20 protein-coding genes are annotated in these 26,580 nt (G+C 38.2%); 14 read left to right on the top strand and 6 right to left on the bottom strand.

Translation table 11 applies throughout. The annotated features are described in order from the left end of the window. Positions 1-3 precede the first annotated feature (3 nt). From HGJ18_RS09595 to HGJ18_RS09585, 3 genes are read left to right on the top strand one after another with little or no spacing between them, the layout of a single operon-like run. Entirely contained in the window at positions 4-1,974 is a 1,971-nt protein-coding gene (locus HGJ18_RS09595) for a FapA family protein (protein ID WP_010689387.1), read from the top strand. Beyond that, complete coding sequence (locus tag HGJ18_RS09590; RefSeq protein ID WP_253696157.1) at positions 1,955-2,293, top strand: hypothetical protein; 339 nt, start codon at positions 1,955-1,957, stop codon at positions 2,291-2,293. Before HGJ18_RS09595 ends, HGJ18_RS09590 begins: the two co-directional genes overlap by 20 nt. Continuing rightward, on the top strand, positions 2,290-2,868 hold the full coding sequence (locus tag HGJ18_RS09585; protein WP_253696156.1) for a hypothetical protein: 579 nt from the start codon (positions 2,290-2,292) through the stop codon (positions 2,866-2,868). Before HGJ18_RS09590 ends, HGJ18_RS09585 begins: the two co-directional genes overlap by 4 nt. Here the strand turns inward: HGJ18_RS09585 and HGJ18_RS09580 are convergent. Then, positions 2,865-3,749, bottom strand: a complete 885-nt coding sequence (locus tag HGJ18_RS09580) for a DUF4349 domain-containing protein (protein WP_253696155.1) — start codon at positions 3,747-3,749, stop codon at positions 2,865-2,867. The genes HGJ18_RS09585 and HGJ18_RS09580 overlap by 4 nt on opposite strands. A gap of 277 nt (positions 3,750-4,026) precedes the next feature. On the opposite strand from HGJ18_RS09580, the gene HGJ18_RS09575 reads away from it, so the two are divergent. Both HGJ18_RS09575 and HGJ18_RS09570 read left to right on the top strand, forming a co-directional pair. After that, positions 4,027-4,893, top strand: a complete 867-nt coding sequence (locus tag HGJ18_RS09575) for an Rpn family recombination-promoting nuclease/putative transposase (protein WP_253696154.1) — start codon at positions 4,027-4,029, stop codon at positions 4,891-4,893. A 115-nt stretch (positions 4,894-5,008) separates the two neighbouring features. Further along, positions 5,009-8,614 (top strand): alpha-amylase family glycosyl hydrolase, encoded by a 3,606-nt coding sequence (locus HGJ18_RS09570; RefSeq protein ID WP_366793031.1) that lies wholly within the window; start codon positions 5,009-5,011, stop codon positions 8,612-8,614. On the opposite strand, the gene HGJ18_RS12795 is transcribed toward HGJ18_RS09570, so the two are convergent. Genes HGJ18_RS12795 through HGJ18_RS09560 form a run of 3 tightly spaced genes read right to left on the bottom strand, consistent with a single transcriptional unit; the run spans position 8,611 to position 10,975 of the window. Beyond that, complete coding sequence (locus HGJ18_RS12795) at positions 8,611-8,745, bottom strand: hypothetical protein (RefSeq protein WP_002673521.1); 135 nt, start codon at positions 8,743-8,745, stop codon at positions 8,611-8,613. The genes HGJ18_RS09570 and HGJ18_RS12795 overlap by 4 nt on opposite strands. A 5-nt stretch (positions 8,746-8,750) precedes the next feature. Next, a complete protein-coding gene (locus HGJ18_RS09565) occupies positions 8,751-10,064 on the bottom strand; it encodes a PALP domain-containing protein (protein WP_253696152.1) in 1,314 nt (437 codons plus the stop codon). 20 nt (positions 10,065-10,084) lie between these two features. Next, complete coding sequence (locus HGJ18_RS09560) at positions 10,085-10,975, bottom strand: DUF2156 domain-containing protein (protein WP_253696151.1); 891 nt, start codon at positions 10,973-10,975, stop codon at positions 10,085-10,087. A gap of 144 nt (positions 10,976-11,119) precedes the next feature. Here HGJ18_RS09560 and HGJ18_RS09555 point away from each other — a divergent pair, with 144 nt between their 5' ends. Both HGJ18_RS09555 and HGJ18_RS09550 read left to right on the top strand, forming a co-directional pair. Then, on the top strand, positions 11,120-11,932 hold the full coding sequence (locus HGJ18_RS09555) for a DUF2715 domain-containing protein (protein WP_253696150.1): 813 nt from the start codon (positions 11,120-11,122) through the stop codon (positions 11,930-11,932). Positions 11,933-12,020: 88 nt separating this feature from the next. Next, a complete protein-coding gene (locus HGJ18_RS09550) occupies positions 12,021-12,728 on the top strand; it encodes a DUF2715 domain-containing protein (RefSeq protein ID WP_253696149.1) in 708 nt (235 codons plus the stop codon). A gap of 116 nt (positions 12,729-12,844) precedes the next feature. Here the strand turns inward: HGJ18_RS09550 and HGJ18_RS09545 are convergent, their stop codons facing one another. Then, positions 12,845-14,185 (bottom strand): tetratricopeptide repeat protein, encoded by a 1,341-nt coding sequence (locus HGJ18_RS09545; protein ID WP_253696148.1) that lies wholly within the window; start codon positions 14,183-14,185, stop codon positions 12,845-12,847. Positions 14,186-14,320: 135 nt separating this feature from the next. Between HGJ18_RS09545 and HGJ18_RS09540 the strand changes: the two genes are divergently transcribed. The 5 genes from HGJ18_RS09540 to HGJ18_RS09520 all read left to right on the top strand — a co-directional run bounded on the left by HGJ18_RS09540 (position 14,321) and on the right by HGJ18_RS09520 (position 20,711). Next, entirely contained in the window at positions 14,321-16,303 is a 1,983-nt protein-coding gene (locus HGJ18_RS09540) for a DUF4139 domain-containing protein (protein ID WP_253696147.1), read from the top strand. 108 nt (positions 16,304-16,411) lie between these two features. After that, positions 16,412-17,479, top strand: a complete 1,068-nt coding sequence (locus HGJ18_RS09535) for an MraY family glycosyltransferase (RefSeq protein WP_253696146.1) — start codon at positions 16,412-16,414, stop codon at positions 17,477-17,479. Positions 17,480-17,502: 23 nt separating this feature from the next. After that, positions 17,503-18,285: a CDP-alcohol phosphatidyltransferase family protein gene (locus HGJ18_RS09530; RefSeq protein ID WP_253696145.1), complete on the top strand. Its 783-nt coding sequence runs from the start codon at positions 17,503-17,505 to the stop codon at positions 18,283-18,285. A 94-nt stretch (positions 18,286-18,379) separates the two neighbouring features. Next, positions 18,380-19,900, top strand: a complete 1,521-nt coding sequence (locus tag HGJ18_RS09525) for a glycine hydroxymethyltransferase (RefSeq protein ID WP_253696144.1) — start codon at positions 18,380-18,382, stop codon at positions 19,898-19,900. Positions 19,901-19,979: 79 nt separating this feature from the next. Next, positions 19,980-20,711, top strand: a complete 732-nt coding sequence (locus HGJ18_RS09520) for a carbon-nitrogen hydrolase family protein (protein WP_253696143.1) — start codon at positions 19,980-19,982, stop codon at positions 20,709-20,711. A gap of 57 nt (positions 20,712-20,768) precedes the next feature. Here HGJ18_RS09520 and HGJ18_RS09515 read toward each other — a convergent pair whose 3' ends face one another. Beyond that, the gene (locus HGJ18_RS09515; RefSeq protein WP_253696142.1) at positions 20,769-22,283 is read right to left on the bottom strand and encodes an IMP dehydrogenase; all 1,515 of its coding nucleotides are present in this window, start codon (positions 22,281-22,283) and stop codon (positions 20,769-20,771) included. A 148-nt stretch (positions 22,284-22,431) separates the two neighbouring features. Between HGJ18_RS09515 and ileS the strand changes: the two genes are divergently transcribed. Together ileS and HGJ18_RS09505 are read left to right on the top strand one after the other, a co-directional pair. Next, complete coding sequence (gene ileS / locus HGJ18_RS09510; protein ID WP_253696141.1) at positions 22,432-25,734, top strand: isoleucine--tRNA ligase; 3,303 nt, start codon at positions 22,432-22,434, stop codon at positions 25,732-25,734. Continuing rightward, on the top strand, positions 25,718-26,563 hold the full coding sequence (locus HGJ18_RS09505; RefSeq protein ID WP_253696140.1) for a TP0453 family lipoprotein: 846 nt from the start codon (positions 25,718-25,720) through the stop codon (positions 26,561-26,563). Before ileS ends, HGJ18_RS09505 begins: the two co-directional genes overlap by 17 nt. Positions 26,564-26,580: the final 17 nt, after the last annotated feature.

Below are 26,580 nucleotides of genomic sequence, written 5' to 3'. Positions count from 1 at the left end.
ATTATGGTTAGGCTTAATCAAATACAGGAAAAAATGTCTGAAATGCATGAACTGGATTCCGGGCGTTTTTTTGTTGATATAAGCGGAGAAACCCTTGATGAGGCCCTTGCAAACGCAGCTATACAATTAGGGATGCCCGTTTCATCGATAGACTATGAGATTCTGCAAAAAGGTGCTTCAGGTTTTTTTGCCATAGTTCCAAAAGAATGGAAGATAAGAGCCTACGAAACCGTAAAAGTAAAGAAGCCGCAAAATATCGAAGAAGAAAAGGTTGAGACCGAAGATATAATTGAAGATGGAACTGTTATTAATAAAGACGGAATGGGGTATGTTTTCTGTGCAGCCGACGGTATTTACTTTAAGGTAACGGCTCCCTCAGGTACGGGCCATGCTTTCGATATAAAGGCTGCCAGAAACAAGTTTAGGGACAGGGCTCTCCCCATTCCGGAGGACGATATTCTTAATCCCATATTGGAGGAGAAAACCGGAGAGTATGTCAGGGTTGCTCCTTATAAACGAATCCCGGGCAATGATGCTGCAATGGTTGTCAACATAAGCGATGACGAAATGAAGGCTTATCTTTATGTTACACCCCCTACAACCGGAGGCGTCGATCTTTCCGCAGATACCATTATCGCATTCTTAAAGAATAACAGAATAATAGTCGGAATAAATGAAGAGAGGGTCAAACAATTCCAAGATTCTCCCGTTTATCGTGAAGATTATCTGGTAGCGGAAGGCATAGCTCCTCAAAACGGAGCCGATGCAAAGATTATTTATAATTTTGAGGTAGATAATACACGGGTCCGCTTGCAGGAAACCCGTTCCGGGCAAATCAATTTTAAGGAATTAAATCTTATTCAAAATGTTGTTGAAGGACAGCCTGTAGCTCAAAAGGTTCCTGCTCAAAGAGGAAAGGCGGGGAAAACCGTTACAGGAAAATATCTTGAGGCCCTTAACGGAAAAGATGTTGCAATGCCCGTGGGCAAAAATACAAAGATTGCTGCGGATGGTTTAACTATAGTCGCAGAAGTAAACGGACAGGTTCTTTTAGTCAAAAATAAGATTACCGTACAAGAAATCTATGTAGTTGAAGGGGATGTTTCAATCAGAACCGGAAATATTACATTCTTGGGTTCGGTCTTTGTAAACGGAAACGTAGATGACGGCTTTGTTATAAAGGCTTCCGGTAATATAGAAGTTAAGGGCTCGGTCGGCAGGGCAGAGCTTGATACCGAGGGAGACATAGTTGTAAGTCAGGGTATCATGGGCAAAGAAGGCGGCGTAATAAGAGCAGGCAAATCTATCTGGTCTAAATTTATTCAAAACACCGATGTTGTTGAAGCCGGAGACATGGTAATTGTTTCGGACGGTATTATAAAATCGAACGTAATGGCTAACCGTAAAATTATATGCCGCGGAAAGAAGGCTGACATAATAAGCGGCAATTTAAGCGCCTCCGAATCTATTTCGGCAAGGAATTTGGGAAGTGTTTCAGGCGGAAACGATCTTATGTTAAGTGTAGGATTTGACCCGAAAAGCAAGGAGCGCTTAAACTTCTTGCTCCAAAAACAGGAAATGGATCAAAAAAGCTTGGAAGATTTAAAGCTTAATCTAATGAGTCTTGAAGAGCTTAAATCCAAGCGGGGAGAGCTTCCAAAAGATAAAGAAGAAAACTATAACAAGATGAACGAGTATAAATATACTCTTCAAACCGATATTCATGAAGTACAAAAAGAAATTACCCAAATAAAAGAGTATTTAAATACGTTGAAAAATCAAGGCAGGGTTTCCGCTTCCGGACATGTATATCCGGGAGTACGCATAGTTATACGGGATACCACCGAGGATGTAAGAATGGATTGTAAGGCTACTACATTCTATCTTGACAAGGGAATTGTGCGTTACGGAAAGTATCAAGAAGAGAACGAAGAGGATTTTAAGAAGGTTCCAAGTGGCTATTCAACCAATTGATCTGCAAACTCTATATGCTCAAATGGCTAAGGTCGGCAAACAGCAAGGGGCCGAACAGCAGCTTGCTTCTATGGTAAAGGATGCCCAGCAGCAGCAAAATAAAATCGATGCAGAAAAAAGATTGAGTACCGTTCAGCTTGTAGATTCCGACAGTAATAATAATCTTAGAATCAATAAGGACGGCAGGTCTCCCGATGAGGACGATAGGGGAGGAGAACATCCTAAAAAGCAGAACACGGCTCAAACCGAGCAGGAACTAGATAATGAAGAATATATAAAAGACCCTTCTTTGGGACAAAGAGTGGATATTTCGGGATGATGACTGTTATTGCAATTATTTTATTGGTATTAAATATTTTTTTAATCTTCTTTTTTTATTTTAAGTTTAAAAATCAATTTTCGGATAGGGCTTCAATCAATAATATAAAAAATGAAACTCAAAAACTTGTTGCTCAAATTGCTTTTCAAACCGATCAGTCCGTTACAATAATGGAAGACAAGATTAAGGAAGTGAACAGCCTTATCCTTGAGCTGGATAAGCGTATATTGCTTGCGGGAAAAGAAGAAGAAAAACGGAGCGCTGCCGAGAGGGTTTACGAAAGCCTTGCCGAGGCGGCGAAAGCTAATGCCTTTTCAGGACTTGATCCGGATGCTTTTGCAAAAACTAAAAAGCCCGTAATTTCAAAAGAAAATCCTCCTATCGATAACGAACCTATTAAGATATATACAAAACAAATTCTGGCCCCTAAATCGGGAATTGTCCCCGACCAAACTTCTTCAATGAAGGAACAGATAATTGAAATGGCTAAAAAAGGCCTTTCAATAGAGCTGATAGCCGAAAAAGTCCCTCTTCCTACCGGCGAAATAGAGCTGATTATTTCGATGAATACTTAATTATCTAAAGATTTTTCCTTTATTTTATTGCGTCTTTTTTTGATGATAATTACCGCAACAGCTATAATTATAAGTATAAATATCCAAAGATAAAGGATGCCGATAATTATATCGCTAAAAAGACCTATTCCTTCCTTTACGGCATTAAGGGCCTTGGTAAAGAAGGAAGGTCTTGCTATACTGCTATTGATAATTTGGTACATTGAAATATTTAAGGTGCTGTAATTTACGGATTTTTGTAAATAACGTAAACGGCCTTCAATAGCTTCAATATCGGAGCGTAAATCTTGAATTTGGTTTTGCACTTCTAAAATGTCTTTTACCGTTTTTGCTTGGCTTAGAATTTTTAAATAAGTTTGTTCGGTTTCTTTTTTTACCTTTAACCGGGCAAGTCCGTCTACAAATTCTTCCGTAACATCTTCAACCGTAATGTTTTTATTATCAAGTTTTTTAATACCTATAGTAAGCTCATTTAAAAGATTATCAAAATTTTCTTTTGGTATTCTAATACTGATTGTCTGCCTAATATTAGACTGAAAATGTTGTTCATCTTCTTGACTTATATAGGCTTGATATTTTGTTACAAGGTTTTCGATTGTTTCCCTTGTTTTTTTTATATCCTCGGTTTCAAATTCTATAAAACCTGTTTTTATAAGTTTTCTTTCGATATTGCCGTTATCTAAACTTGCAGTAGTTACTGTATCGGATTCTTTTTTATCTTCCTTAAAGGCAGAATCGGATGATGAACTTTTGGATTCGGCTATGTAACTTTCAGCTCGGGCGCTTTTGCCTGTTTCATAAGCTGCTTTTTTTCCTCCACAAGAAAGAAAAAGATTCAGTACCAGACTTAAACATAAAAAAATAAAGGCCTTTTTTTTCATCTTATTTATCCCCCATCGGCAAAAGTTTAACATAATTTATTTTATTTTACAATGGGAGCCGTTCAGGCTTTACGTCAAATGTTGAGCTTCGCAAAGGATAATTAAGGAGTGTCTTAATGATTGGGACTCATCAGAGGTTATAGGGAATGGTAACAACCAACGGTTTTGTATTCGAATTTTTTTTCAAATTTTACTATTTATTACAAACAATTTCTATAATAATTATGAAAGGGGAAAAATGTTTCTTCCTTAAAAAAATTATTAACGAGGCTTAATTATGAACAAACTATTTAAAATCACCCTCCGCAACGACTATGCCTTTAAGCGAGTCTTCGGAGTTGAAGAAAACAAAGATGTCTTACAGGACTTGCTCGAGTGTATCTTAGACATTCCATCTGAGAACATCGCAGGTTTAGAGCTCTTGGATAAGGAGTTTCAAAAAGAGCTTTTAAGTGAAAAGCTAGGTATTTTGGATATTAAATTAAGACTAAAAGACGGAACCTTTGTCGACATTGAAATTCAAAACAGTTGGCATTTTGATTTTCCTGAAAGAACCCTGTATTATTGGTCTAAGATGTACAACGAAAACATAAAACAAGGTCAAGACTATACAAAACTGCCAAAGTGTATTACAATAAACTTGATAGGAAAAGGCTTTAATAAAAATAAGCGTTTGCACAATAAGTATCTTGTTCTTGAACAAGATACAAAAGAGCCTTTAGCTTCAAAACTTGAGATTCATATACTAGACCTTGCAAAAGCAAGACTGTTAGAGGGTTCCCAATTTAGAGATAAGAAAATAAAACGCTTATTAAACTGGCTGAAATTTATCGAAACTGATGACAGGGAGGTACGTAATATGCTGGCACAAGAATCGACGATGATGAAAAAGGCAAATGATACTATTACAATAATGGAAATGAGTCCTAGAGATAAATGGCTTTATGATTCCCGTATGAAATATGAACATGATAGAGCTTCATGTATAAATGAGGGGTATAGACAGGGTATTGAACAAGGCTTTGCCGATGGCTCTTACAAAAAAGCCCTTGAAACGGCAAAACTTATGCGTACTCATAATTACCCTATAACCGAAATTTGTACAATGACCGGTCTCACCAAAGAAGAAGTGGAAAACATTTGAAACCACCGCCTTTCTGATTCAGCACTGAAATGACTTTTGCAAATAGGCGGAGCAGATATCCGCATATTTGCAAAAGAACCTTGCGTTTTAAGCTTGTTAATGCTATACTTAATCTATGAGTATGGACTTTTTTTTTCAAGAAATGGAATTTCATATTAACGGAGATGTCCGCAAAAAGTGTAATTTAAAGTCGGTTCTTTTTTCTTCATGCGGAAATGTCATATTTGAAAATATTTCCGAAGTTCATAATTTTGTTTTTAATTTTAATTCCCTTGTAAAGGAAGGCCTTTTTGGAGAAGGTCAAGCTCATTTAAAAGCAGGCGAATTAAATGCGATGGGAATTTTAGATGAAGTTCTTCATTATGTCTTAAGGCTTTACCGTCAAAATATTGATGCCGATTTTTTTGTTAGAGGATATGAATTTATCGAAGAAGAATTTAAAAATAAAAGTCTTCATAGCCTTGATTTTTTATTAAAAGAGTTTTGTAAAGATTTTCCCCCAAAGGATGTTTACACGGATAAGCTCTCCTTAGATGAGTGGTTTGAATCAAATGACGATTCATCAAATGCACCCAATAAATTGCTTGCCTTTGAAGAGTTTATTTTACTCTGTCTTGCAAATAGAAATCCTGCAAATGCACAGTTTGAAGTTTTATTTAATAATTCAAATTTGAAAACAATAGATTCCTACGGCATTTTTTGGGACACGGTAAAAAGATGGTCAAAAAAAAATAAGCCCATAGGACGCCAATTAGGAAAAGAACAAAGCGGCCTTGATATTCTTTCTTTTTTGGAAGAACCTATGAACCGCTGCCCCGACAGTATTTTAGGCCAGCTTAATTATGTAAAAGAAAACTGGAGCCGCTTTACTCAAAATCTTTTGCTTAAACTTTTGGGTGCCGAGGACTTAATAAGGGAAGAAGAAAAGGCAGGCTGGGCGCCGCCTCAAGGGGGAAGCTTTGATGTTCCGGTCTACACATTTGAAAATCTGTTAAAAGAATACGAGGCTTTTACTCCCGATAAAAATTGGATGCCCAATTTGGTTTTAATAGCAAAAAGCACCTTGGTTTGGCTGGATCAGTTAAGTAAAAAATATTCCGCACCGATTACCCGCCTGGACCAAATCCCCGATGAAGAGCTCAAATTTTTTGCAGATTCGGGAATTACGGGGCTTTGGTTAATCGGCGTTTGGCAGCGTTCCGAGGCCAGCCGCCGTATTAAAGAAATTTGCGGAAATCCTGAAGCTGCTGCAAGTGCATACAGTATCTATGACTATGACATTGCAGAAGAACTAGGCGGCTGGCCGGCTCTGGCTAATTTACGGGAAAGAGCTTGGAAATTCGGAATCAGAATGGCGGCCGACATGGTTCCCAATCATACGGGCCTTGATTCCAAATGGATTATGGAAGAGCCGAATCTATTTTTGCAGACAGGGGAGTCTCCTTTTCCTGCCTATAATTACGATACTGAAAATCTTTCCCGGGACGGAAGAACAAGCGTTTATCTTGAAAACGGTTACTATTCAAAGACGGACTGTGCCGTAGTTTTTAAGCGTGTCGATAAGTCTTCCGGGGATGTACGTTATATTTATCATGGAAATGACGGCACGGGCCTCCCGTGGAACGATACGGCTCAAATAGATTTTTTAAACGGTGAAGCCCGCGAAAAGGTTATTCAAAAAATTCTCCATGTTGCAAGGAATTTCCCCATAATACGCTTTGATGCCGCCATGGTTCTCGCTAAAAAACATATTCGCCGTCTATGGTATCCGGCTCCCGGTTCTGGCGGAGACATTGCAAGCCGTTCCCGCTATGCCCTCTCTATTGAAGAATTTGAAAGGAGAATCCCCGAAGAATTTTGGAGAGAGGTTGTAGACCGCTGTGCAAAAGAAGCACCCGACACCCTCTTGCTTGCCGAAGCCTTTTGGATGATGGAAGGCTATTTTGTCCGCACCCTCGGAATGCACCGCGTATATAATTCCGCCTTTATGAATATGCTCAAAAAAGAAGAAAACGCAAAATACAGGGAAACCATAAAAAATACCCTCGAATTCGATCCTGAGGTATTAAGGCGTTATGTCAATTTTATGAATAACCCCGATGAAGAAACTGCCGTAGCCCAATTCGGGGATGGAGATAAATACTTCGGTGTCTGCACGATGATGTCGGCTATGCCCGGGCTTCCCATGTTCGGGCACGGTCAGCTAGAAGGCTTTACCGAAAAGTACGGCATGGAATATAGAAGGGCTTATAAGGATGAGGCTGTAAACTCCGGTCTGCTTGAAAGACATAAAAAGGAAATTTTCCCTCTTTTAAAAAGACGCTATATTTTTTCCGGTGTTGAAAAATTTAGGCTCTTTGATTTTTGGAATGAAGGAAGCGTAAACGAAAATGTTTTTGTTTGGTCGAATTTTTTTAACGGAGAGCGCTCGTTGATTTTTTACAATAACGCCTATGAAAGAGCTTCGGGCTGGATTAAGCTTTCGGCGGCCTTTGCCTTAAAAAAATCGCAAAATGAAAAAGAATTAAGGCAAGAAAATCTTATGGACTCTCTTAATTTAAATTCGGGAGAGGACTATTTTACGGTGTTTTATGAGCAGCGTTCTTCCTTATTCTTTTTAAGAAAAAATTCCGAGCTTGCCGAAAAAGTTTTTTTTGCAGCTTTGGACGGTTATCAATGCCAAGTATTTTTAAACATCCGTGAGATTAAGGATGATGACGGCTATTATAAGGAGCTATATCAAAAAGCAGAGGGACGGGGTTTTAAAGATATTGAATTTGAAATAAATAAATGTAAGTATGGCGGTCTTTATAATACTATTCAAGATTTATGCGCTAAGGACTTGTTCCATCAAATTTCGGATTATTGTGGTACCTATAAAAAAGAAACAATTGATAATGTATCGGAAGCAATTGAAGATATATCGAAAAAACTTTACCCGAGGTTATTGGATTTTCTTGATGCTTTTGACGAAGTATTTTTTAAGACCTTTTATTCCGATGAAGAAAAAGAAAGCTTAAAAACCATTAAAGAAAAAAACAAGGCCCGTGCTTTGTGCTTTAAAAATTCTATAGATTGTTTTTTATATCTTTGTTCGAATGAGCCTTCTTTGATCGATGAAAATGTTAAGGACGAAAGGCTTAAAACCCAAGACATTCTCTTTATAAATGCTCTCAAGTCTTTGGTTTTTGACACAAAAGAGAATGTGCTTTTGTATACGGCCGGCCTTTTATTATCGGCTCTGTTTAAATTTTTTCCTAAAGAAAAGATTAAACTGTGCCGCCTTGATTCTGCTCTTACCGAGCTGCTTTGCTCTTTCGGCCTTCCGGAATTAAATGCAAAAAGCTCCTTATTTTTGTTGAGCCGTTTATTTTGCTTGCCGGAAACTGAGAAGAATTTTTTTGAAAATTCGGGTTCAAGCAAGGATTGCGTTAAGGACTTTATGGATTTTTGTGTACATGATGAAGTAATAAAAAACTATTTAGGTTTAAACGAGTGGGATGGGGAGCTTTGGTTTAATAAAGAATCTACTGAAAGGCTGATTTTGGTAAATATTTTGTTTAAACTTGTATGGGAAGAAAGGCCTGAAGATAGTCTATTCAAATGCAATATTTTATCTTTAAATTTTTATGCAGGTATCTATTCGGATATGACCAAGATGTTTTCGGCTGCCGAATATAAATTAAAAAATATTATTGATTTTTCAAGGGAAAAGGCCTAGTCTTTTTCGGCGTTTTCTTCTGCATATTTTTTAAATTCTTCCTCACTCATTTTATCCGAATAAATAGGGTAGAGGGCTTCTACCAGTTCTTCAAGTGTGGGAAATTTAGCTCCATCAAGTTTATATGACATAAAAACTACCTCTCCATATATTCTAGCATATTTTCAATTTCTTTTTTAGATGCCTGTATCTTTTTTATATTTTTTATAGGTTTGTCTAAACCATTCATGTATTCCGGTTGATTAGGTTTTTCGCCGCAGGCTTCCTCGATTATATCGGCTTCAAAGGCCGGATGATCTTTTGAAATAAGAACAAGGGTTTCCGGGCCCTTATTTTTTAAAATTTTACTTTTGATGGCGGCTCCATAGGCTGCAGCCGTCGAAGTATCTATCATAATTCCATATCGTTGATAGGCCTTTCTTATGAGCTCCTTATAATCCTTCGGATCTACCTGCTTAGGAAAAATTAAGGCCTTCATAATTGCCGGGCTTATTTCAAAAATCTGTTCCAAGCGTTCAATATTTGAGGGACTTACAGGATCTGCTGCACTTCTTTGGCTCAAAGGAATTTCCATTGTTTTGCAAAAGCAGTCTCCGTCCTTGTTTACCGATAGTTCAGGCGTAGAATCGGTAATAAACCCGTTTAAGGAAAGACCGCTCTTCCATGCAAAAAGCCCCGCTGCAAGGTTTCCGTAATTACCGGAGTGGAGGGCGTAATAGATTTCGCCGAAAATGTGTTTTTTAAAGCGGGTAAAAGCATAAAAATAGAAAAATATTTGGGGTAAAAGTCTGCCTATGTTTACAGTATTTGCTAAAGTCAGACTGTATTTTTCTACAAGATTTCTGTCAAGATATACGGACCTTTTTAAATTTTCGACATCCTTTACATCTCCCTCACATTCGACAGAGTAAATAGAGCCTCCGTTTTCTGCTAAATATTCTTCCGGTATACCGGAGGCATAACCTTTGGGGTGAATTAAAAGAGTTTTTACCCTTTTTTTGTTCCAAAAGGCGGCAGCCATACTTTGACCGTTTTTTTTGGTTCCTGTTCCTAAAACTATGGCTTTTTTATCGGTTATGGTTAAAATATGTTCAAGAACTGAAGCAAACCATAAAAAGCCGAAATCCCTGTGGCAGCCGGTCGGCCCATGAAAAAGGTCCAGCAAAAAGAGTCTTTCATCCAATTGGCGTACTCTTGGACTGTAATTTCCAAAAGCTGAAACGGCAATACGTTCCGAAACGGCAGGGCTGAATTCCTCTCGCAGGATTGCAGAGGTTAAGGCTCCCGTAATAGATGTAAAACTTGAAGTTTCGTTAAGATGATAGGTCCAATCACTTAAGTCCAAGGCTTCTTTGGGTATATAAAGCCCCCCGTCTGCCGGCATACAGTTTGTTACTGCCTCATAAAAGGATACAATCTTATTATTGTTTCGTGTGCTTACTAAATCCATGTTTTCCTATTGTATCATATTTAAGATAAAATTCTATACTTTTTTATAAATTTTATCGGTTTATATGTCATTTTTGCTTGTCTTAAGCCCTCATCGCCTAAATCCTGCTCTCTGTTGATAAATTCTATGTATTCGGGCAGATAACCTGCAAAGGCATAATTAATGTACTGAAAACTTCCCTTATAAGATGCCAAGGCTTTTTCAAATAAAATAACGGCAGTTTTATTGTTTTGTGTTATTTCTGCAAGAGTCCATGCCACAGGTTCATCCCAAACATAGAGAATTATACCCATCATTGAGGTCCTGCTTAAAATTGAAAGGGCTTCTAAGGCTGCTTCATAGTCGGAATTTTCGGGATTTGAGTCCGATTTTGTACTATTCCATTCTTCAAGAACCTTTTTGGCGTCTTCTACATTTTCAAGGGTGAGAGGTTCGATTTTTATTTTGTCATAGGATTTTTCGAATTTGTTTATATGGGTCTTTTTTTTATGAAAATCCTTACCCTTTAATTCGGCCAAATCCTTTCTTAAATAAACATAATCGAAATTATCCCTGTCCTCTTCAATTTTTAGTTCTTTTAAAAAAGGCAGATTGAATACATTTATGTTATTATCCAAAAAAGATTTTGAAAGAATCATCCATTTTTTATATTTTGCCAATAATTCCTTTGTTATTTCGACATCTACGGTACAGCATGGGGTTATAAAAAAGCTTTCGCCCTTATATTCCCCTATTATTATCAATAATTTTTCGGTTTTTGTTACCTGATATTTATAATTATGTCTAAAAAGGTATAAATTCAAAAAAGTAAGCTCCGAGATTCCGTCAGGAAGCCTTTTTAAGTAAAATTCCATTTCGGACTGCATGTCCAACGAAATGGGTGCAAATTCGGGATACTGTGGTATACTCATGCATATATCCTACTATTTTTAAGCAAAAACGGCAATAGATATAAAAAAATTCTTACATATGCTTGAAAATATGTTGATAGTGGGCTATACTTGTATAAAATATACAATCATGCTTTTAAATAAAATTTTATTGTGGAGGAAATTATGAAAAAAAATATTTTGGGTATTGCAATTTTTAGCTGTATGCTTTCCTTGTCAGCCTTTGATTTTACGAATATTTCCGGTGATGTCGGTATAGGTTATATGAATTATACCATAGTGAACAACTATGATACAAGTAAGCTTGCTGATAGTTTAAGTGCTGAACTGAAGGCGCTGATAGGACCTGGTAAATTAAAATTAGGTAGTATAAACTCAAAAGATTCTTATAACACGCTTATGGTCGGTCTTTCTTTGAAGATGAGTTATATTTATGCAAATATAAATGTCGGTTTTCCTTTTAAAGAAATATCTTCCGGTTTTGATCCCCTTGCTCACAAGCTAAAGGATAAGGGAATTAGTGATAAAATAACCGGTTCTGTTATTTTTGACAGCCAAATAGGTGTAGGTATTACTCTAATGAAAAGTTCTCCCCTAAATATCTTTGTCGGGGGCGGATTAGGTATAAACTACATCCGAACTACACGTGATTTACCCGGTAATTTTATTAGCAGTCTTTCTGATGTTACTTCATTAAAAGAAATACGAAGTGTTGGCATAGTCGGTCTAGGTGCAGACATAGGCATAAAGTACTTTTTTATGCCTAATATCGGGATCTGTTTGGACCTAAAGGATACGGTATATTTTTTACCTCTTGCAAATCAGCGTTATTATAGCGGCAAGCTTAAGAATGGAATACCCTTTACATATTCTATAGATTCAGAAACAAGCACGGATTCAGGCGATATTACAAAATTAATAAAATCGACGTGGGCAAATAATTTCGCTGTAAGGCTTGGGGTCGCCTTTAAGCTTTAATAAAATTGTAACAAATTCCGGTTATCCGGAGTTTTGAATATGGTTCTGTTTTATAAACAGAAAAAATGTGTTTTATAGGAGGTTTATTATGAAGCACAAGAAGATAGGTTTAGTTTTGATTATTTTGGCTGCATCTGCTGTTTTTGCATTTGCAGATTTTGCGATTTCGTTCGGCCCTGCCTTTACGAATTATCTTGTTCACACTAAAAATGAGGGCAATTGGGGTACAGTCCATGCTGATATACAAACGGCAGTAAAAAATCTTAAAGATGAACAGAATAATGCTGCAGGAGTTGCTGTGGATCTGAGAGCCGGAATTCTTTATTTTATGGCTCAAATTGCCTTCCCCGGAAAAAACCATACCGATCTCATAAAGGGTACAACTGCTGATAAGGATAAGTTTGTAGCAAAGAATGCTTTTATTCTTGACTCTCAGCTTGGAGTCGGCATAACCTTGTTTAAAAAAACGTCTTTTAACCTCTTTTTGGGAGGCGGTCTAGGGTTAAATGCTATGAAGTCAACTCAGTCTGTTTCTATAGCTAGTCAGGAGGTTACTTACGACAAATTGGATGTCATGTTAGGTGTAGGTGCAAATATTTTAGCAAGTTTTTATTTTACCGATATGATAGGCGTTTATGGAGGTATTGCCGATACTGTTTATTTTGCTCCTTTAAAAGTTGAAAAAACATTTAAAGTTGGAAATCAAGAATATAAGGTTTCCAACACTGACGGCAATATAAAGGATGTTATTGCTAACAGTGTAAACTTAAAGTTAGGTCTTTCTATCAGGCTATAGATTTTAATTTTTTTACACAAAAAGGCAGCCCTTTAAATGGGCTGCCTTTTTTTATTCGTGCGGAGGGTTAATACCCCGACGCTTGCGTCCGGGTTGTTGATTGAGCAAATAAAGTTTTATTTTAAGGAGTTTAAAACGCTTGACAGCCTTGCTTTGTCGTATAAGTCCAAAGGTCTTCCTTCAGAAAACCTGACAGCCTCTTCGGTAAAGGTTCCGGCACTCATACATATTCCTGTTCCGCCCTTGACTTCTTTTAGCCGTGCATGCAGCTCTCTAAGAAGCAGCTCCCCTACCGTTCCCTGCGACCTAAAAAATCTAAAAATAACCGTATCGGAAAAACGGGATGTATCTATTTCGGCTACTATATCGGTATAGGCAGCCAATACGGAAATATCCACTATTTTTACCTTAGCTCTCGGATAGAAACGGGCTACTATTTTACGGCAGAGAGCTACGAATTCGCTTTGTCCCGACATTAGGTATATCTGTAAGTTTTTGTTTTTGTTTAATTCCTGATATCTCATTATTAAGGTTGCAGCATCCTTGTATCCGGGGCTTATGGATTGGATTTCTTTTAAAAGATGAAGGGCTTGACCTATTTCTTGAGTCTTTATATAGGCTTGAGCTAATCTGTATTTTAGCTCATTAGAAATATCCAACGGTATTCCCGTATGTTTTAAGCCTATTTGAAAGTCTTCGATAGCTCTTTCCAACTGATCGGCCTTAGCTCTTATCATACCTGTGTATAATGAAGCTTGAGGCCCGAAAACAGGATCTACTCTGAGATGGTTTAATATCTTTAAGCATCGGTCGGTCGCTTCCGTTTCATAAAAACATTCGCCCATTGCAAACAAAACTTCCTTATCATCGGGTTTAAAATCCAGGGCTTTTTTTAGAGCCGGGAGGGCCTCGGTGTATTTATGCAAATGCTTTAAAGTATATCCAAGATACTTTGTTGCCAAAAAGCTGTTTGGTTCAAGTATCAAGGTTCGTTTGAAAAACTTAACGGCTTTTTCATAGTCTTTTTCGAGATAATAGATATAGCCTAAGTTATAGCTTACATCAAGGTTTTTAGGATTGATTGTTTCTGCAAGAAGAAAGCCTTTTTTTGCCTCAGGGAGCCTGTTTGTTTTTAGGGCACAGATACCGTACCTGATAGCAACATCCAGCTGCTTATTCATTTCGAGCGGCTTCATTCTATCCAGTAAGGCCGAGTATGCCGTATAGGCCTTTTCCCAGTCTTGGTCTTGATAATAAATATCTCCCATTATAAATAAACCTTCAACATCATGAGGGTTTTGAGCTAAGCGGCGAGAGGCTTCTTTCATTAAACCGGCTCTGCCTTTCACTTTCTTTCTTCCTCCTGAAGATGAGGATTTGCTTCGTGTAGCTACAAGGACAAGGATAACAACAGCAATAATAATAATAAAAAAGGAAATAATAATAGTTGATACCATTCTCCTATTATGCGTTTTATTTTAAGATATGTCAATGGAAGGTGAATTGAATTTTTAATAATACTGTAAAATCTACCCTAGTCAGCAGCTCTTGTATGTGATATAATAGGAGAATATTATTTCCTTGGAGGAGGTATGAAAAAATTATTTTTTATGTTAATTTCGTTAATGTGTATGACTACTGTCTTTTCTGATCAGGTAAAAGATTTTAGTGAGGATGACCTTCCATTAAAAAGGGTAACTCTATATTCTTCAGGTGTTGCGCATTATGAGCATGAGGGCAGGGTAAGGGGCAACGGAAAAATAGAGATGTTGTTTTTACCTTCCCAGATAAGTGATGTTTTAAAATCTATTTTTGTAAAAGACCCTGCTGCAAAGAATTTATCGATAAATTATCAATCGGAAGATACCCTTAAAAAAACTATGCAAAGTTTAAAGATAGATTTATCTGAAAATAACTCTATTTTTAAGATACTTAACTCGCAGAAGGGTGCCGAGATCGAAGTTTACACGCCAAGTAAGATTACGGGTAAAATTTTAAGTGTGGATAAAATTGAAGACTCTAAACCTGATATGATTTTGTCGATTGCTGCGGCAGACGGCGTTAAGATAATATCCTTAATAGATGTGCAATCTTTTAAATTTACGGAGCCCCAAAGGAATGAGGACTTACAAAAGGCTTTAAGTCTTATTTTAGAAGCCTCTGCAAAAGAAAGAAAGCTTATTTCGATTGATATAGAAGCTGCCGGAGAACGTAATATAGGGCTGTCTTATGTTATGGAAGCTCCTATTTGGAAGCCTTCGTATAGGCTTGACATGGGCAATACGAGTGCAGCTTTTCAGGCTTGGGCTATAATCGATAACTCTACCGATCTCGATTGGAAGGATGTAAAACTTACCCTGACAAGCGGCCGGCCCATAGGCTTTAGACAAAATCTATATGAACCCTACTACACTGACCGAGAAACTATTCCGATTCTTGCAGGTCAGACGGCTGCCATTGAAACCTTTGATTCCGCTTATGATGATGTGGCTTATGAAGAAGCTATGGCTGCACCGATGATGGAAAGAAGGGCCTATGCAAAGGCAGCTGCGCCCTCCATGGCCGAAGCCAAGAAATCTTCTTATTTTGAAAATCAGACCATTGCAAAGAGTAGTGCGGGGGAAATGTTTGCCTTCAGCCCTGTAAAGCCTGTTAATTTACCGAGACAAAAGAGTACAATGATTCCGCTTAGCCTTGCATCGCTTCCTGCACAAAAATACTCGGTTTTTTCGAGTATACCCTATGGTTCCGATGTACATCCTAAGTTATGTATCAGTATTGAAAATAATTCCGGCCTAAAGTTTCCTGCGGGACCCATTACGGTTTTTGAAAATGGAGAGTATTCAGGTGACGCTATTTTGGAGTTTTTACCGGAAAATGAAAAACGGCTCATAGCCTTCGGAGATGATATAGATGTGAGAGGAACTAAAACCGAGGACTTTGACGAGCATATTCATAGCCTTAAAATCGTAAAAGGAGTTTTAACAAAAAGATATAAGTCATCTAAAAACTCTGTCTATACCATAAAGAATTCTGCATCAAAAGAACGCTCGATTATAGTTGAACATTTTATAAGCTCAGGCTTTAATCTTACTGATGAAAAAAAATTGTTGGAAAAGACGTCAAATAAGTACAGGTTTAATATCAAGGTTAAGGCTAATTCCCAAGAAAAGCTTGATGTAGTTGAAGAAAGATTTTTTGAAGAAATTGTACAAGTTAATATGATGGATAATAATTCCATGATAGCTATTTATTCCAACGCTAAGATGCCTGAAAAGATAAAAAAAGCCTTCAAAGACGTTTTAAATGAAAAGGTAAAAGTTGATAAGGCCCAAATTGCCTTGACTAATTTACAAAATGAGCAAAAAAATCTTAATGCAGAACAGGATAGGATCCGCAAAAATATTCAAGCTGTAGGTTCTGAGACCCAACAGGGAAAAATGTTTTTAGATAAGCTTCTGGAGATAGAAAATTCTTTGGAGAACTTAAAGAAAAAAATCGGCCAAAGTGAAAAGGAGTATTCTGATCTGAGGTCTGCTTTTTTAGATTATGTTGAAAAAATTAATATAGAATAATTATTTTTTTCTAACCAAATAAGATTCTCAGCTGTTTGTGTAAAGGCTTGATAATTTAGCTTTATTGATGTATAATGTCGCCGTGTGATTTTAAGGAGTGTATGAAATTTGACAGCAATTCAGTTTATTTTGTATATAATAGCTATACCTTGTGCGCTATCTGCTTTTTTTGTATATCTGGCCATTCTATTTTCAAAGAAACATAATCTATATGACAAAACAGGCGGGCGAAAGATACATTCCGGTAATATTCCGAGGATAGGAGGAGTAGGGTTCGGCTTTGCTTATATAATTTCAAGCCTCATCTTACATTTCCGCTTTCCTGAGTTTAGACTATTGCACTTAAATTTCTTTTATATCGCCTTGGGCGGCTTCCTTATTTTTATAATGGGATTATGGGATGATATAAAAAATTGGAGAGCTATTTTTAAGCTATTGGTTCAATCTTGTGCCGCTATAATAGTCTTATATGGAGGATATACATTTAAAAAAATAAGTTTTGGACCCATAGGCTTTTTTTGGTATATGGGGCCAGAAACATATGTAATAACTTTCTTGTGGATAATAGGAATAACCAATGCAATAAATCTTGTTGACGGAATTGACGGACAAGCAGGATGCTTAGGCGTTTCCGTTCTCTTAACCTATGCTGCAATTTATTATTCGATTGGGATAAGTCCTATAATCATATTCCGTGTGCTTATACTTGCATTCTCAGTCGTAGGCTTTTTATTTTTTAATTTATCACGGCCCAGTGCAAAGATTTTTATGGGAGACTGCGGCTCACAAATTTTGGGCTTTGTGTTGGCAATTTTACCTCTTATTCCGTCGCCCGAAGGATATGAGGCTGCAGGTATACAATTTGCATCCGTGATATTAATGCTGCCCATATTTGATACGGTTGCGGCGATATGGCGAAGATTAAGGGAAAAACGTCCTATAGGTGAGGGAGATAGATTTCATCTTCATCATAAACTTATGCTTATAGGTTTTAGCCCTAGAGGGGCATTGGGTGTTTTTATGATATTACAGATTATAATAAACCTTTTTGCCGGAATGGCTATAATCTTGCAAGGGGTTCATGCTCTGGTTGTTTTGATAGGGCTCATACTTGTAGGATTATTATTTTTTACGTTGATTCATTATGAAAAAGAAAAAATAATAAATAAAAGATAGAATGCGGAGTTGTTTCTTTAATTATGGAAAAAAAAATCGGCAGATTGGTTTTATTTTTTTGGCTGTTCCAGTGCTCGGCTGTTTTTGCAATTTATAAGATATTTAATACGGATACCGAGATTTTTAGTGCATTTTTAATACATATAACTCTCTGGCATTCGTTACTTTTGTTTTTTTTGATTCTATACAAAGGAGACTTTATAAATGTTGGGACTAATCTTATGCTTGAGAAAGTTAATCTTGCAAATGGGATTACCCTGCTGCGAATAAGCTCTGTCCCTTTAATAGCCTTTCTTTTAAAGCAGAATTCGATAGAACATATAAAAATAATCTTGGCTGTTGTTTTAATCTTGGTTTTTTTGACGGACTTTTTTGACGGCTTTATAGCCCGTAAATTTAATCAAGAAACAAGGATCGGGCGTATGCTGGATTCCATGAGTGATTATTCCCTGCTTGCTCTTGTTTCAATTGTATACTATCAACTGGGGCTATTGCCTAATTGGTTTTTCTATTTGATTTTTGTAAGATTAATGTTTCAAGCTTTGGGAATGCTTTTTTTTATGTTATTAAAATTTCCGGTTGAAATAAAATCTACAAGGGGCGGCAAAATAACAATAGCGGCAACTATGATTCTTTACAGCCTCAAGATGCTTCAATTTTTTGTTCCTTTCTTTTATAACTTTAAACAATTATTTTTAATAGGAGAATATTCCTGCGGCTTTATTATTTTTGTATTTTTGTTTGAAAAGATATTTATTTTCTATGAGCATTATAAAAAATACCGCAAAAGAGACATAGAAACTTAGATATCAATACTAAAAAAGACTAGAATATAATTTTATAAATTGTTATAATATCGAAGTTATAGTATACAAACACAGTTTTGATAGGAGTTATAAAATGAAAGAAGGTTTAAAGAAATACCTTGAGAAAGAAGGCTCAAATGCAAAGTTAGCTATGGTTGCATATTTGGCCAATTTGGATCAGGTTGCCTCCGTGTACCCTGAAGTTGCATCAAGCATTGTAAAAGAAATAGAAAATCAGCGAAGTCACTTAAAACTTATCGCCAGCGAAAACTATTCTTCATTGGCAGTTCAAGCTGCTATGGGGAACCTGCTTACCGATAAGTATGCAGAAGGTTTTCCTGAGCATAGATATTACGGCGGCTGCGAAAACGTCGATGCCGTTGAAATGGCTGCTTGCGAAGAAGCATGTAAAATATTTGGAGCCGAACATGCCTATGTTCAGCCTCACTCCGGAGCAGATGCAAATATCGTAGCTTATTGGGCTATCTTAAATGCCAAGGTTGAAGAGCCCTTCTTAAAGAAATTTGAGACGGTTGTAGACGGAAAGGTTAAAAAGATGAACCTTGAAGGTTTGAGCCATGAGGAGTGGGAAGAATTACGCCATGCTCTTGGAAATCAAAAACTTATGGGCTTGGATTACTATTCGGGCGGACACCTTACCCACGGCTATGTTCAAAACGTTTCTTCAAAAATGTTTAGAACATGCTCATATACGGTAAACAAAGAGACAGGTGAGCTTGATTATGCCGAAATCGAAAAAAGAGCAATGGAAGAAAAGCCCTTGATTCTTTTGGCCGGATACAGTGCCTATCCCCGAAAGATTAACTTTAAGAAATTTAGAGAGATTGCGGATAAATGCGGAGCCGTCTTAATGGTTGATATGGCACACTTTGCAGGCTTAGTTGCAGGAAAGGTTTTTGAAGGCGAATACAACCCCGTTCTTTGGGCTGATGTGGTAACAACTACAACCCACAAAACTCTCCGAGGCCCCCGCGGTGCTATGATTCTTTGTAAAAAAGAATTTGCAGAATTCGTTGATAAGGGCTGCCCCCTTGTAATCGGCGGACCTCTTCCTCATGTTATGGCTGCAAAGGCTGTTGCCTTCCGCGAGGCAAGCAGCAAGGAATATCAAGACTATGCTCACAATGTAAGAGACAATGCTGTCGCCCTCGCTGAAGAATGTATGAAGCTCGGTATGAAGCTCCAGACAAACGGAACAGACAATCACTTAATGCTGATTAATGTAACAAAATACGGCTTAAACGGCCGCCAAGCGGAAACTGCAATGTCCGAGTGCGGTGTAACCCTTAACAGAAACAGCTTGCCCTTTGATCCGAACGGCCCCTGGTGGACAAGCGGTCTACGCGTAGGAACTCCTGCCGTAACAAGTCTCGGAATGGGTAAACCCGAAATGAAGCAGATTGCTTCAATTATAGACAGGGTATTAAAAGCTTCAAAACCCGGTGTAACAAAAAGCGGAGCTCCCAGCAAGGCTAATGTAGTTGTAGACCCTGCCGTAAAAGCAGAGATACAAAAAGAAGTAGATGCTCTTTTACATAAATTTGTTCTTTATCCCGAATTGGATTTGGACTATTTAAAGAGCGTTTATTGCTAAAAATATCTTTTAATTGAGATAAGGGGCTCCGAAAGGCTTTTGCTTTATATCGGATGCCCCTTTTTTTATGGAGGAAAGTATGAAAATCGGACTTTGTGCATCTGAAAATAAAAATAATGATATTGATTTTAATATATCGCAGATTGAAGGCTTTATAGAAAAGACAAGGTCTGAAAAGCCCGACCTTCTTCTATTTGGAGAAAGTTTTTTACAGGGCTTTGATTCTCTTTGTTTTGAATATAAAAAAGATATTTTGACGGTTCTTCAAATAAACTCGAAACCCATTGCAAAGATTCGTTCAATTGCCCAAAAAGAAAAAACAGCCATAGGTTTCGGCTTTATCGAAAACGACCATGGTGCTATTTTCAGCTCCTACATGATAGTAGGAAAAAACGGAGAAATGCTTTGCCTTTATAAAAGAGTTTCCCAAGGCTGGAGAATTGAAGGTACCTGTGCCGACTATCGGGAAGGAAAAGAGTTTTTTGAGTTTGATTTTGGGGGTAAGCGCCTTGCCGTTTTTATCTGCGGGGACTTATGGGAAGATAATCTTTTAGAGCCTATTATAAGCCTTAATCCCGATGCCTTTTTATGGCCGGTATTTTGCGGTTATACAAAGGAAGAATGGAAAAATGGTGAAGCCGCTGCCTACGCCGAAAGAACCGCAATCCTCGATAAACCGGTTTTATTTATAAACTCCCTTGTAAATGAAAATGCTAAGGCTATAGGAGGAGGCGCCTTTGTTTGGCACCAGGGTAAACTTATAAAAGAAATACCTATGGGCAAAACAGGCTTTTTGTTATACGAAATTTAACATGACATTGGAAAAATATGAGCCGCTCTTTAATTAGTAATTTGAGCGGCTCTTTACTTAATAATTGGAGCCTGAGGAGTGGCTCATGTCTTTTAAGACGACATCGTGAGGGCCGCCTTCAATGATACTTGCCGAAGAGACTAAAGTTATTTTTGCGTCACGCTGGAATTCCGGAATACTTAAAACCCCGCAATTACACATTGTTGAGCGTATCTTATTTAAGGTTACCGCAACATTGTCGTGGAGTTTTCCTGCATAGGGAACGTAGGAGTCTACACCCTCTTCAAATGAAAGTTTTTTCTCTCCGCCGGAATCGTATCGCTGCCAATTCCTTGCCCTCGCTGAACCTTCGCCCCAGTATTCTTTCATATAGTTTCCGTTAATCAATACCTTGTTGGTAGGGCTTTCGTCAAAGCGGGCAAAGTAGCGGCCGAGCATACAGAAATCGCTTCCCATAGCTAGGGCTAGGGTTATGTGGTAATCAAAAACGATTCCGCCGTCGGAGCAGATAGGAATATAAACGCCCTTCTTTTTAAAATATTCATCCCGGGCTTTGGCAACCTCTATTACGGCGGTGGCCTGACCTCTTCCTATTCCCTTTGTCTCACGGGTAATGCAGATTGAACCGCCCCCTATTCCTACCTTTATAAAGTCGGCTCCGGCATCAGCTAAAAAGTTAAAGCCGTCTGCGTCGACAACATTTCCTGCTCCTACAGGAATAGACTCTCCGTATTTTTCTTTTACAAATTGAATTGTTTGTTTTTGCCAATCGCTAAATCCGTCCGAAGAATCGATACATAAAACATCGGCTCCGGCTTCTACAAGGGCAGGAACTCGCTCTTCATAGTCCCTTGTATTTATACCTGCTCCTACCATGTAGCGTTTTTTTTCATCAAGAAGTTCGAGCGGGTTTTCCGTATTGCTTTCATAATCCTTTCTAAAAACAAAGGCAACAAGACAGCCTTTTTTATCAAGAATCGGAAGCGAATTAAGCTTAAATTCCCAGATAATGTCTTGGGCCTTTTTTAAGCTGATTCCTTCTTCGGCAACATGGAGGCGTTCGATAGGCGTCATAAATTCTTTTACCTTTGTATTTAAATCGGTATGGCCTATGTGGTAATCCCTGCCTGTAACTACACCTAAGAGTTTTCCGTGTCCTGTCCCGTCATGGGTTACCGCAACGGTAGTGTGGTCTGTCCTGTCCTTTAAGTCTAAAACATCGCTTAAATGATGCTCAGGCGTGAGGTTTGAATCGCTTTCGACAAAACCTGCCCTATAGTTTTTTACTTTTGCGGCCATCTTAGCTTCACTTTCAATTGATTGCGAGCCGAAGATAAAGGAAAGGCCTCCTTCCCGTGCAAGCGCAACAGCCATATTATGATCTGAAACAGACTGCATAATTGAAGAAACAAGAGGAATATTTAAACTGATTTTAGGCTCTTCACCTTTTTTATATTTTGTTAAAGGCGTTTTAAGAGAAACCGCCTGAGGAATGTGCTCGACTCCCGAAAGACGCGGGACCAATAAATATTCGCTGAATGTATGCGAAGGTTCATCATAAAAAAAAGCCATAGATCACCTCAAAAATAAATTTCTTAATACTATAATTTTTTTGAAAAAAAATCAAGGACTTTGAATTTTTTAGGTTGTCGGAGGCGTTGTACAATTTAAAAAAAAATAGTATAATTCTTAACTATAATTTTTTATTTTGGAGTTTTTAATGTATAAACCTGTAGATCCTAAGGTTGATTTTGCAAAACAAGAAGAAGATGTCTTAAAATTTTGGGAAAAAAACGATGTATTTAAAAAGTCCGTTTCATCGCGTGACGGTCGGGATAATTATATTTTCTTTGACGGCCCGCCCTTTGCCACAGGGCTGCCTCACTTCGGCCACTTTGTTCCCGGAACAATTAAGGATATTATTCCGCGATATAAGACAATGAAGGGCTTTAGGGTAGAGCGCCGCTTCGGGTGGGACTGCCACGGCCTTCCCGTTGAAAATTTAATCGAAAAAGAACTTGGGCTTAATTCAAAGACCGATATAGAAAAATACGGTATAGATAAATTTAACGAAGCCTGCCGTGCAAGCGTTTTGCGTTATGTAAAAGAATGGAAACAGACGATTACCCGCTTAGGCCGCTGGGTTGACTTTGAAAACGATTATAAGACCATGGAACCCGGCTTTATGGAATCCATTTGGTGGGTAATGAAAAGTCTTTGGGAAAAAGGTCTATTGTATGAGGGCTACTATATTCTCCCTTATTGTCCGAGGTGTTCTACGGTGCTTTCAAACCATGAGCTTAACTTAGGCGGATACAAGGATGTTCACGACCCTGCAATAACCGTACGCTTTAAGACTCTTTCGCCTGTAAAGACTTCTCCTGCAGCCAAGGCCTTTGAAGGAAAAAACGCTCTTCCTCCCGATACCTATCTTTTGGCATGGACAACAACTCCTTGGACCCTGCCGAGTAACCTCGGTCTTGCTGTGGGCGTGGACATCGACTATGCCTTAATAGAATATGACGGAGCTCACTATATAATGGCCGTGCCTCGGCTTGAAGCCTATTTTGCAAAGAGCGGAAAAGAAGAAGCAAAAGAGTATAAGCTGATTTGGACAAAGAAGGGCGCAGAACTTGAAGGTTTAAGGTATGAGCCCCTCTTTCCTTATTTTAAAAACCTCGCTGCCGATGAAAACGGAAAAAATGCTGAAGCTGGGCAGGGTGCCTTTAGGGTTTTGATAGGCGACTTTGTTACAACCGAGGACGGAACGGGAATTGTTCACACGGCTCCCGGCTTCGGTGAAGACGATAACAGGATATTTAAAGATACGGGAGTTCCGACCGTTTGTCCTGTCGATGCCGAATGTAAATTTACTAACGAAGTTTCCGACTACCAAGGCCTTTTTGTAAAGGATGCAGACAAGCAAATTATGGAAAGGTTAAAAGCCGAAGACAAGCTCTTTAAGAAGGCTCAGATTTTACACTCCTATCCGCATTGCTGGAGATGCTCAAGCCCCTTGATATACAGGGCCGTTGCAAGCTGGTTTGTTTCGGTTACAAAGATAAAAGATAATCTCCTTAATGCTAACTCAAAAATAAATTGGCAGCCCGACCATATAAAAACAGGCCGCTTCGGAAAGTGGCTTGAAGGAGCCCGAGACTGGGCTATCAGCCGAAACCGATATTGGGGAAATCCAATTCCTATTTGGAAGTGCCCCGATTGCGGCGAAACAATCTGTGTAGGAAGCAGGGAGGAATTAAAAGAGCTTTCAGGCATATTCCCTGAAGATATGCACAAGCACTTTGTCGATAAGATAAATATTCCCTGTAAAAAATGCGGCGGAACGATGAAGCGTGTTCCGGAAGTTTTGGACTGCTGGTTTGAGTCTGGTTCGATGCCCTATGCTCAACAGCACTATCCTTTTGAAAACAAAGAACACTTTGAAAAAAACTTTCCGGCCGATTTTATTTCAGAAGGCTTGGATCAGACCCGCGGATGGTTTTATACTTTAACGATTTTGGCGGCAGCTCTTTTTGATGAGCCGGCTTTTAAAAACTGTATAGTAAACGGCCTTGTGCTTGCCGAGGACGGTAAGAAGATGTCAAAATCCTTACGCAACTATACAGACCCCAACGAGGTTATAAAACAATTCGGAGCCGATGCCCTCCGCCTCTTTTTGATGAACTCGAATGTTGTAAAGGCTGACGACTTAAAATATTCGGATGAAGGAGTGCGGGATGTTCTTAAAGGAATCTTAATTCCTTTTTGGAACAGCTACAGTTTCTATATAACCTATGCCAATATAGACGGAGTAAAGCCTCCTCATAATGCAAAGGTTGACGGAAAGGATGAGGGTGTAGAAGAATTTTTAGCTAAATTAAATAATCCCTTAGACCTGTGGATCTTATCGGTAACCGAAAAACTTGTTGCCGATGTAACGGCAGCTCTCGACAAATATGATCTATCACAAGCTATTCCTCCGATGGTCGAATATATTGATCTTTTAAATAACTGGTATATCCGCCGTTCCCGCCGCCGCTTTTGGAAAAGCGAAAATGACGGGGACAAGGCTCAAGCCTACGAGACCCTCTACCGTGCCTTAAAGAAATTTTCTCTTGTTGCAGCTCCGGTAGTGCCGTTTATTACGGAAAGCATTTGGCAGAATTTGCGGACCGAAAAAGATGCTCTTTCTATCCATCTTGCAGACTACCCTGAGTATAACGAAAAGATAAGAAACAGTGAGCTTGAATTTAAGATGAAGACGGTTCAAAAGGCTGTTTCAATGGGAAGGTCCTTACGTTATCAGTTTAACTTAAAGATAAGGCAGCCCTTAAAGGCTGTAGAAATAGTAACCCTCAATCCCGAAGAAAAAAGAGTTCTTTTGGAAATGGAAGAAAGCATAATCGAGGAGCTCAATGTTAAAGAGGTTATCTTCCACGAAAAAGAGGATGAGCTTGTAGAATATTCGGCCAAGGCTAATTTTAAGGCTCTCGGAAAAGAATTAGGCCCCCTTATGAAAAAGGCTGCTGCCATAATTGAACAGATGAATTCAAGTGAAATCCAAAACATAATGGAGGGTGCTACTTTAAGTATCGACATCGAAGGAAAATCGGTAGAAATAACCGCCGATAAGATTGTGATAAATAGAATCGAAAAGGCTTCTTTAAAAATAGTAAATGAGGGAACCCTAACCGTAGGCCTTAATACCGAGCTGACTGAAGAACTTTTAATGGAAGGTTATATCAGGGACTTGGTAAGGGGTATTCAAACCCTGCGTAAGGAATGCGGGCTTGATGTTACCGATAGAATTAAACTTTATCTTTCAGCCTCTCAAAAAAATGCCGATAATAAAGAGCTGGAAAAAGCTTTTGAGCTTTTTAAGGACTATGTTTGTGATGAAACCTTGACTGTGCAATCTTCTTGGTTTAAAACAGGAGAATTGGCAAAGCTCGGTTCCATTAAAACAAGCCTTGTTGAAGCCGGCGATTATGAATGGGAGATTGGAATTGAAAAGAATAATTAGAAATACCCTTGCTGTACTCGTTGTTATTTTGGTTTTTGCTTCATGTAAAACCGCACCGCCTCTTCCGGGGATTGTAAGGCCCTTCGGCATGATAGGCGATGATGCCGATATGTATATTTATATGCCTATCGAGAAAAATAAAAAAATAGCGGAGCCTATTTTGACTTCCGTCGGCGGAGACTCTATGAAGCAGGCCTTGAGCCGGACTACAGCCGTATATTCAGGGGTTTTTGTAAAAAACAGGCTTACGGAAATTAGGATTTGCGCTACAGGAAAATATCCTTACGGAATGACGGACAGTATTTTTAAGAAGAAGAACGGATGGGAGCCTAAAAAAACAAAGGAGAAGTATAAGTATTATAAGTCGTCTTATGTTGATGTTTCAATTCCGTCTCCTCAAATAGCCTGTCTGGTTATGGGGCCTAATGACAGACAAAATATGGAAGTTTTTTTAGGTAAATTGAGTAAGCCTGAAGAAGCCGTGTTTTCTCAACGCTTTGATACTCTTGTTAATTCAGGTTCGCAGGATATAGGGATATTTGTAAAAAATGGAGACTTTTTTTTAGGACAGATAATAGGAGTTCAGCTTGGGCTTCCTGTCGGTGTAATAGAAATGTACTTAAAGAAGAATCCGGAAGTTGAAAATGAATATCTATACGATTTGAGTATCGAAACAAAAAATGTAATGACTGCTTCTTTATTGAAATTATTTTTTAAAAAGCAGTTTAAGGCTGATGTAAGACTTGAAGAAAATAAGCTGATTATAGAAAACAGATCCGTTACCGAATCTAAAATTATCGAAATAATAAAGTCTTTATATAATTATTAACCTATGGGAGTTTAACG

Origin of the sequence: Treponema denticola, from assembly GCF_024181405.1 — a bacterium.
GTDB lineage: Bacteria > Spirochaetota > Spirochaetia > Treponematales > Treponemataceae > Treponema_B > Treponema_B denticola_D.
This window is presented reverse-complemented; position numbering and strand designations above follow the sequence as displayed.

Excerpts from the sequence above, each read along its gene's own strand:
- HGJ18_RS09595 (WP_010689387.1), top strand. The coding sequence starts at position 4 with ATGGTTAGGCTTAATCAAATACAGGAAAAAATGTCTGAAATGCATGAA.
- HGJ18_RS09585 (WP_253696156.1), top strand. The coding sequence starts at position 2,290 with ATGATGACTGTTATTGCAATTATTTTATTGGTATTAAATATTTTTTTA.
- HGJ18_RS09580 (WP_253696155.1), bottom strand. The coding sequence starts at position 3,749 with ATGAAAAAAAAGGCCTTTATTTTTTTATGTTTAAGTCTGGTACTGAAT.
- HGJ18_RS09575 (WP_253696154.1), top strand. The coding sequence starts at position 4,027 with ATGAACAAACTATTTAAAATCACCCTCCGCAACGACTATGCCTTTAAG.
- HGJ18_RS09570 (WP_366793031.1), top strand. The coding sequence starts at position 5,009 with ATGAGTATGGACTTTTTTTTTCAAGAAATGGAATTTCATATTAACGGA.
- HGJ18_RS12795 (WP_002673521.1), bottom strand. The coding sequence starts at position 8,745 with ATGTCATATAAACTTGATGGAGCTAAATTTCCCACACTTGAAGAACTG.
- HGJ18_RS09565 (WP_253696152.1), bottom strand. The coding sequence starts at position 10,064 with ATGGATTTAGTAAGCACACGAAACAATAATAAGATTGTATCCTTTTAT.
- HGJ18_RS09560 (WP_253696151.1), bottom strand. The coding sequence starts at position 10,975 with ATGAGTATACCACAGTATCCCGAATTTGCACCCATTTCGTTGGACATG.
- HGJ18_RS09555 (WP_253696150.1), top strand. The coding sequence starts at position 11,120 with ATGAAAAAAAATATTTTGGGTATTGCAATTTTTAGCTGTATGCTTTCC.
- HGJ18_RS09550 (WP_253696149.1), top strand. The coding sequence starts at position 12,021 with ATGAAGCACAAGAAGATAGGTTTAGTTTTGATTATTTTGGCTGCATCT.
- HGJ18_RS09545 (WP_253696148.1), bottom strand. The coding sequence starts at position 14,185 with ATGGTATCAACTATTATTATTTCCTTTTTTATTATTATTATTGCTGTT.
- HGJ18_RS09540 (WP_253696147.1), top strand. The coding sequence starts at position 14,321 with ATGAAAAAATTATTTTTTATGTTAATTTCGTTAATGTGTATGACTACT.
- HGJ18_RS09530 (WP_253696145.1), top strand. The coding sequence starts at position 17,503 with ATGGAAAAAAAAATCGGCAGATTGGTTTTATTTTTTTGGCTGTTCCAG.
- HGJ18_RS09525 (WP_253696144.1), top strand. The coding sequence starts at position 18,380 with ATGAAAGAAGGTTTAAAGAAATACCTTGAGAAAGAAGGCTCAAATGCA.
- HGJ18_RS09520 (WP_253696143.1), top strand. The coding sequence starts at position 19,980 with ATGAAAATCGGACTTTGTGCATCTGAAAATAAAAATAATGATATTGAT.
- HGJ18_RS09515 (WP_253696142.1), bottom strand. The coding sequence starts at position 22,283 with ATGGCTTTTTTTTATGATGAACCTTCGCATACATTCAGCGAATATTTA.
- ileS (WP_253696141.1), top strand. The coding sequence starts at position 22,432 with ATGTATAAACCTGTAGATCCTAAGGTTGATTTTGCAAAACAAGAAGAA.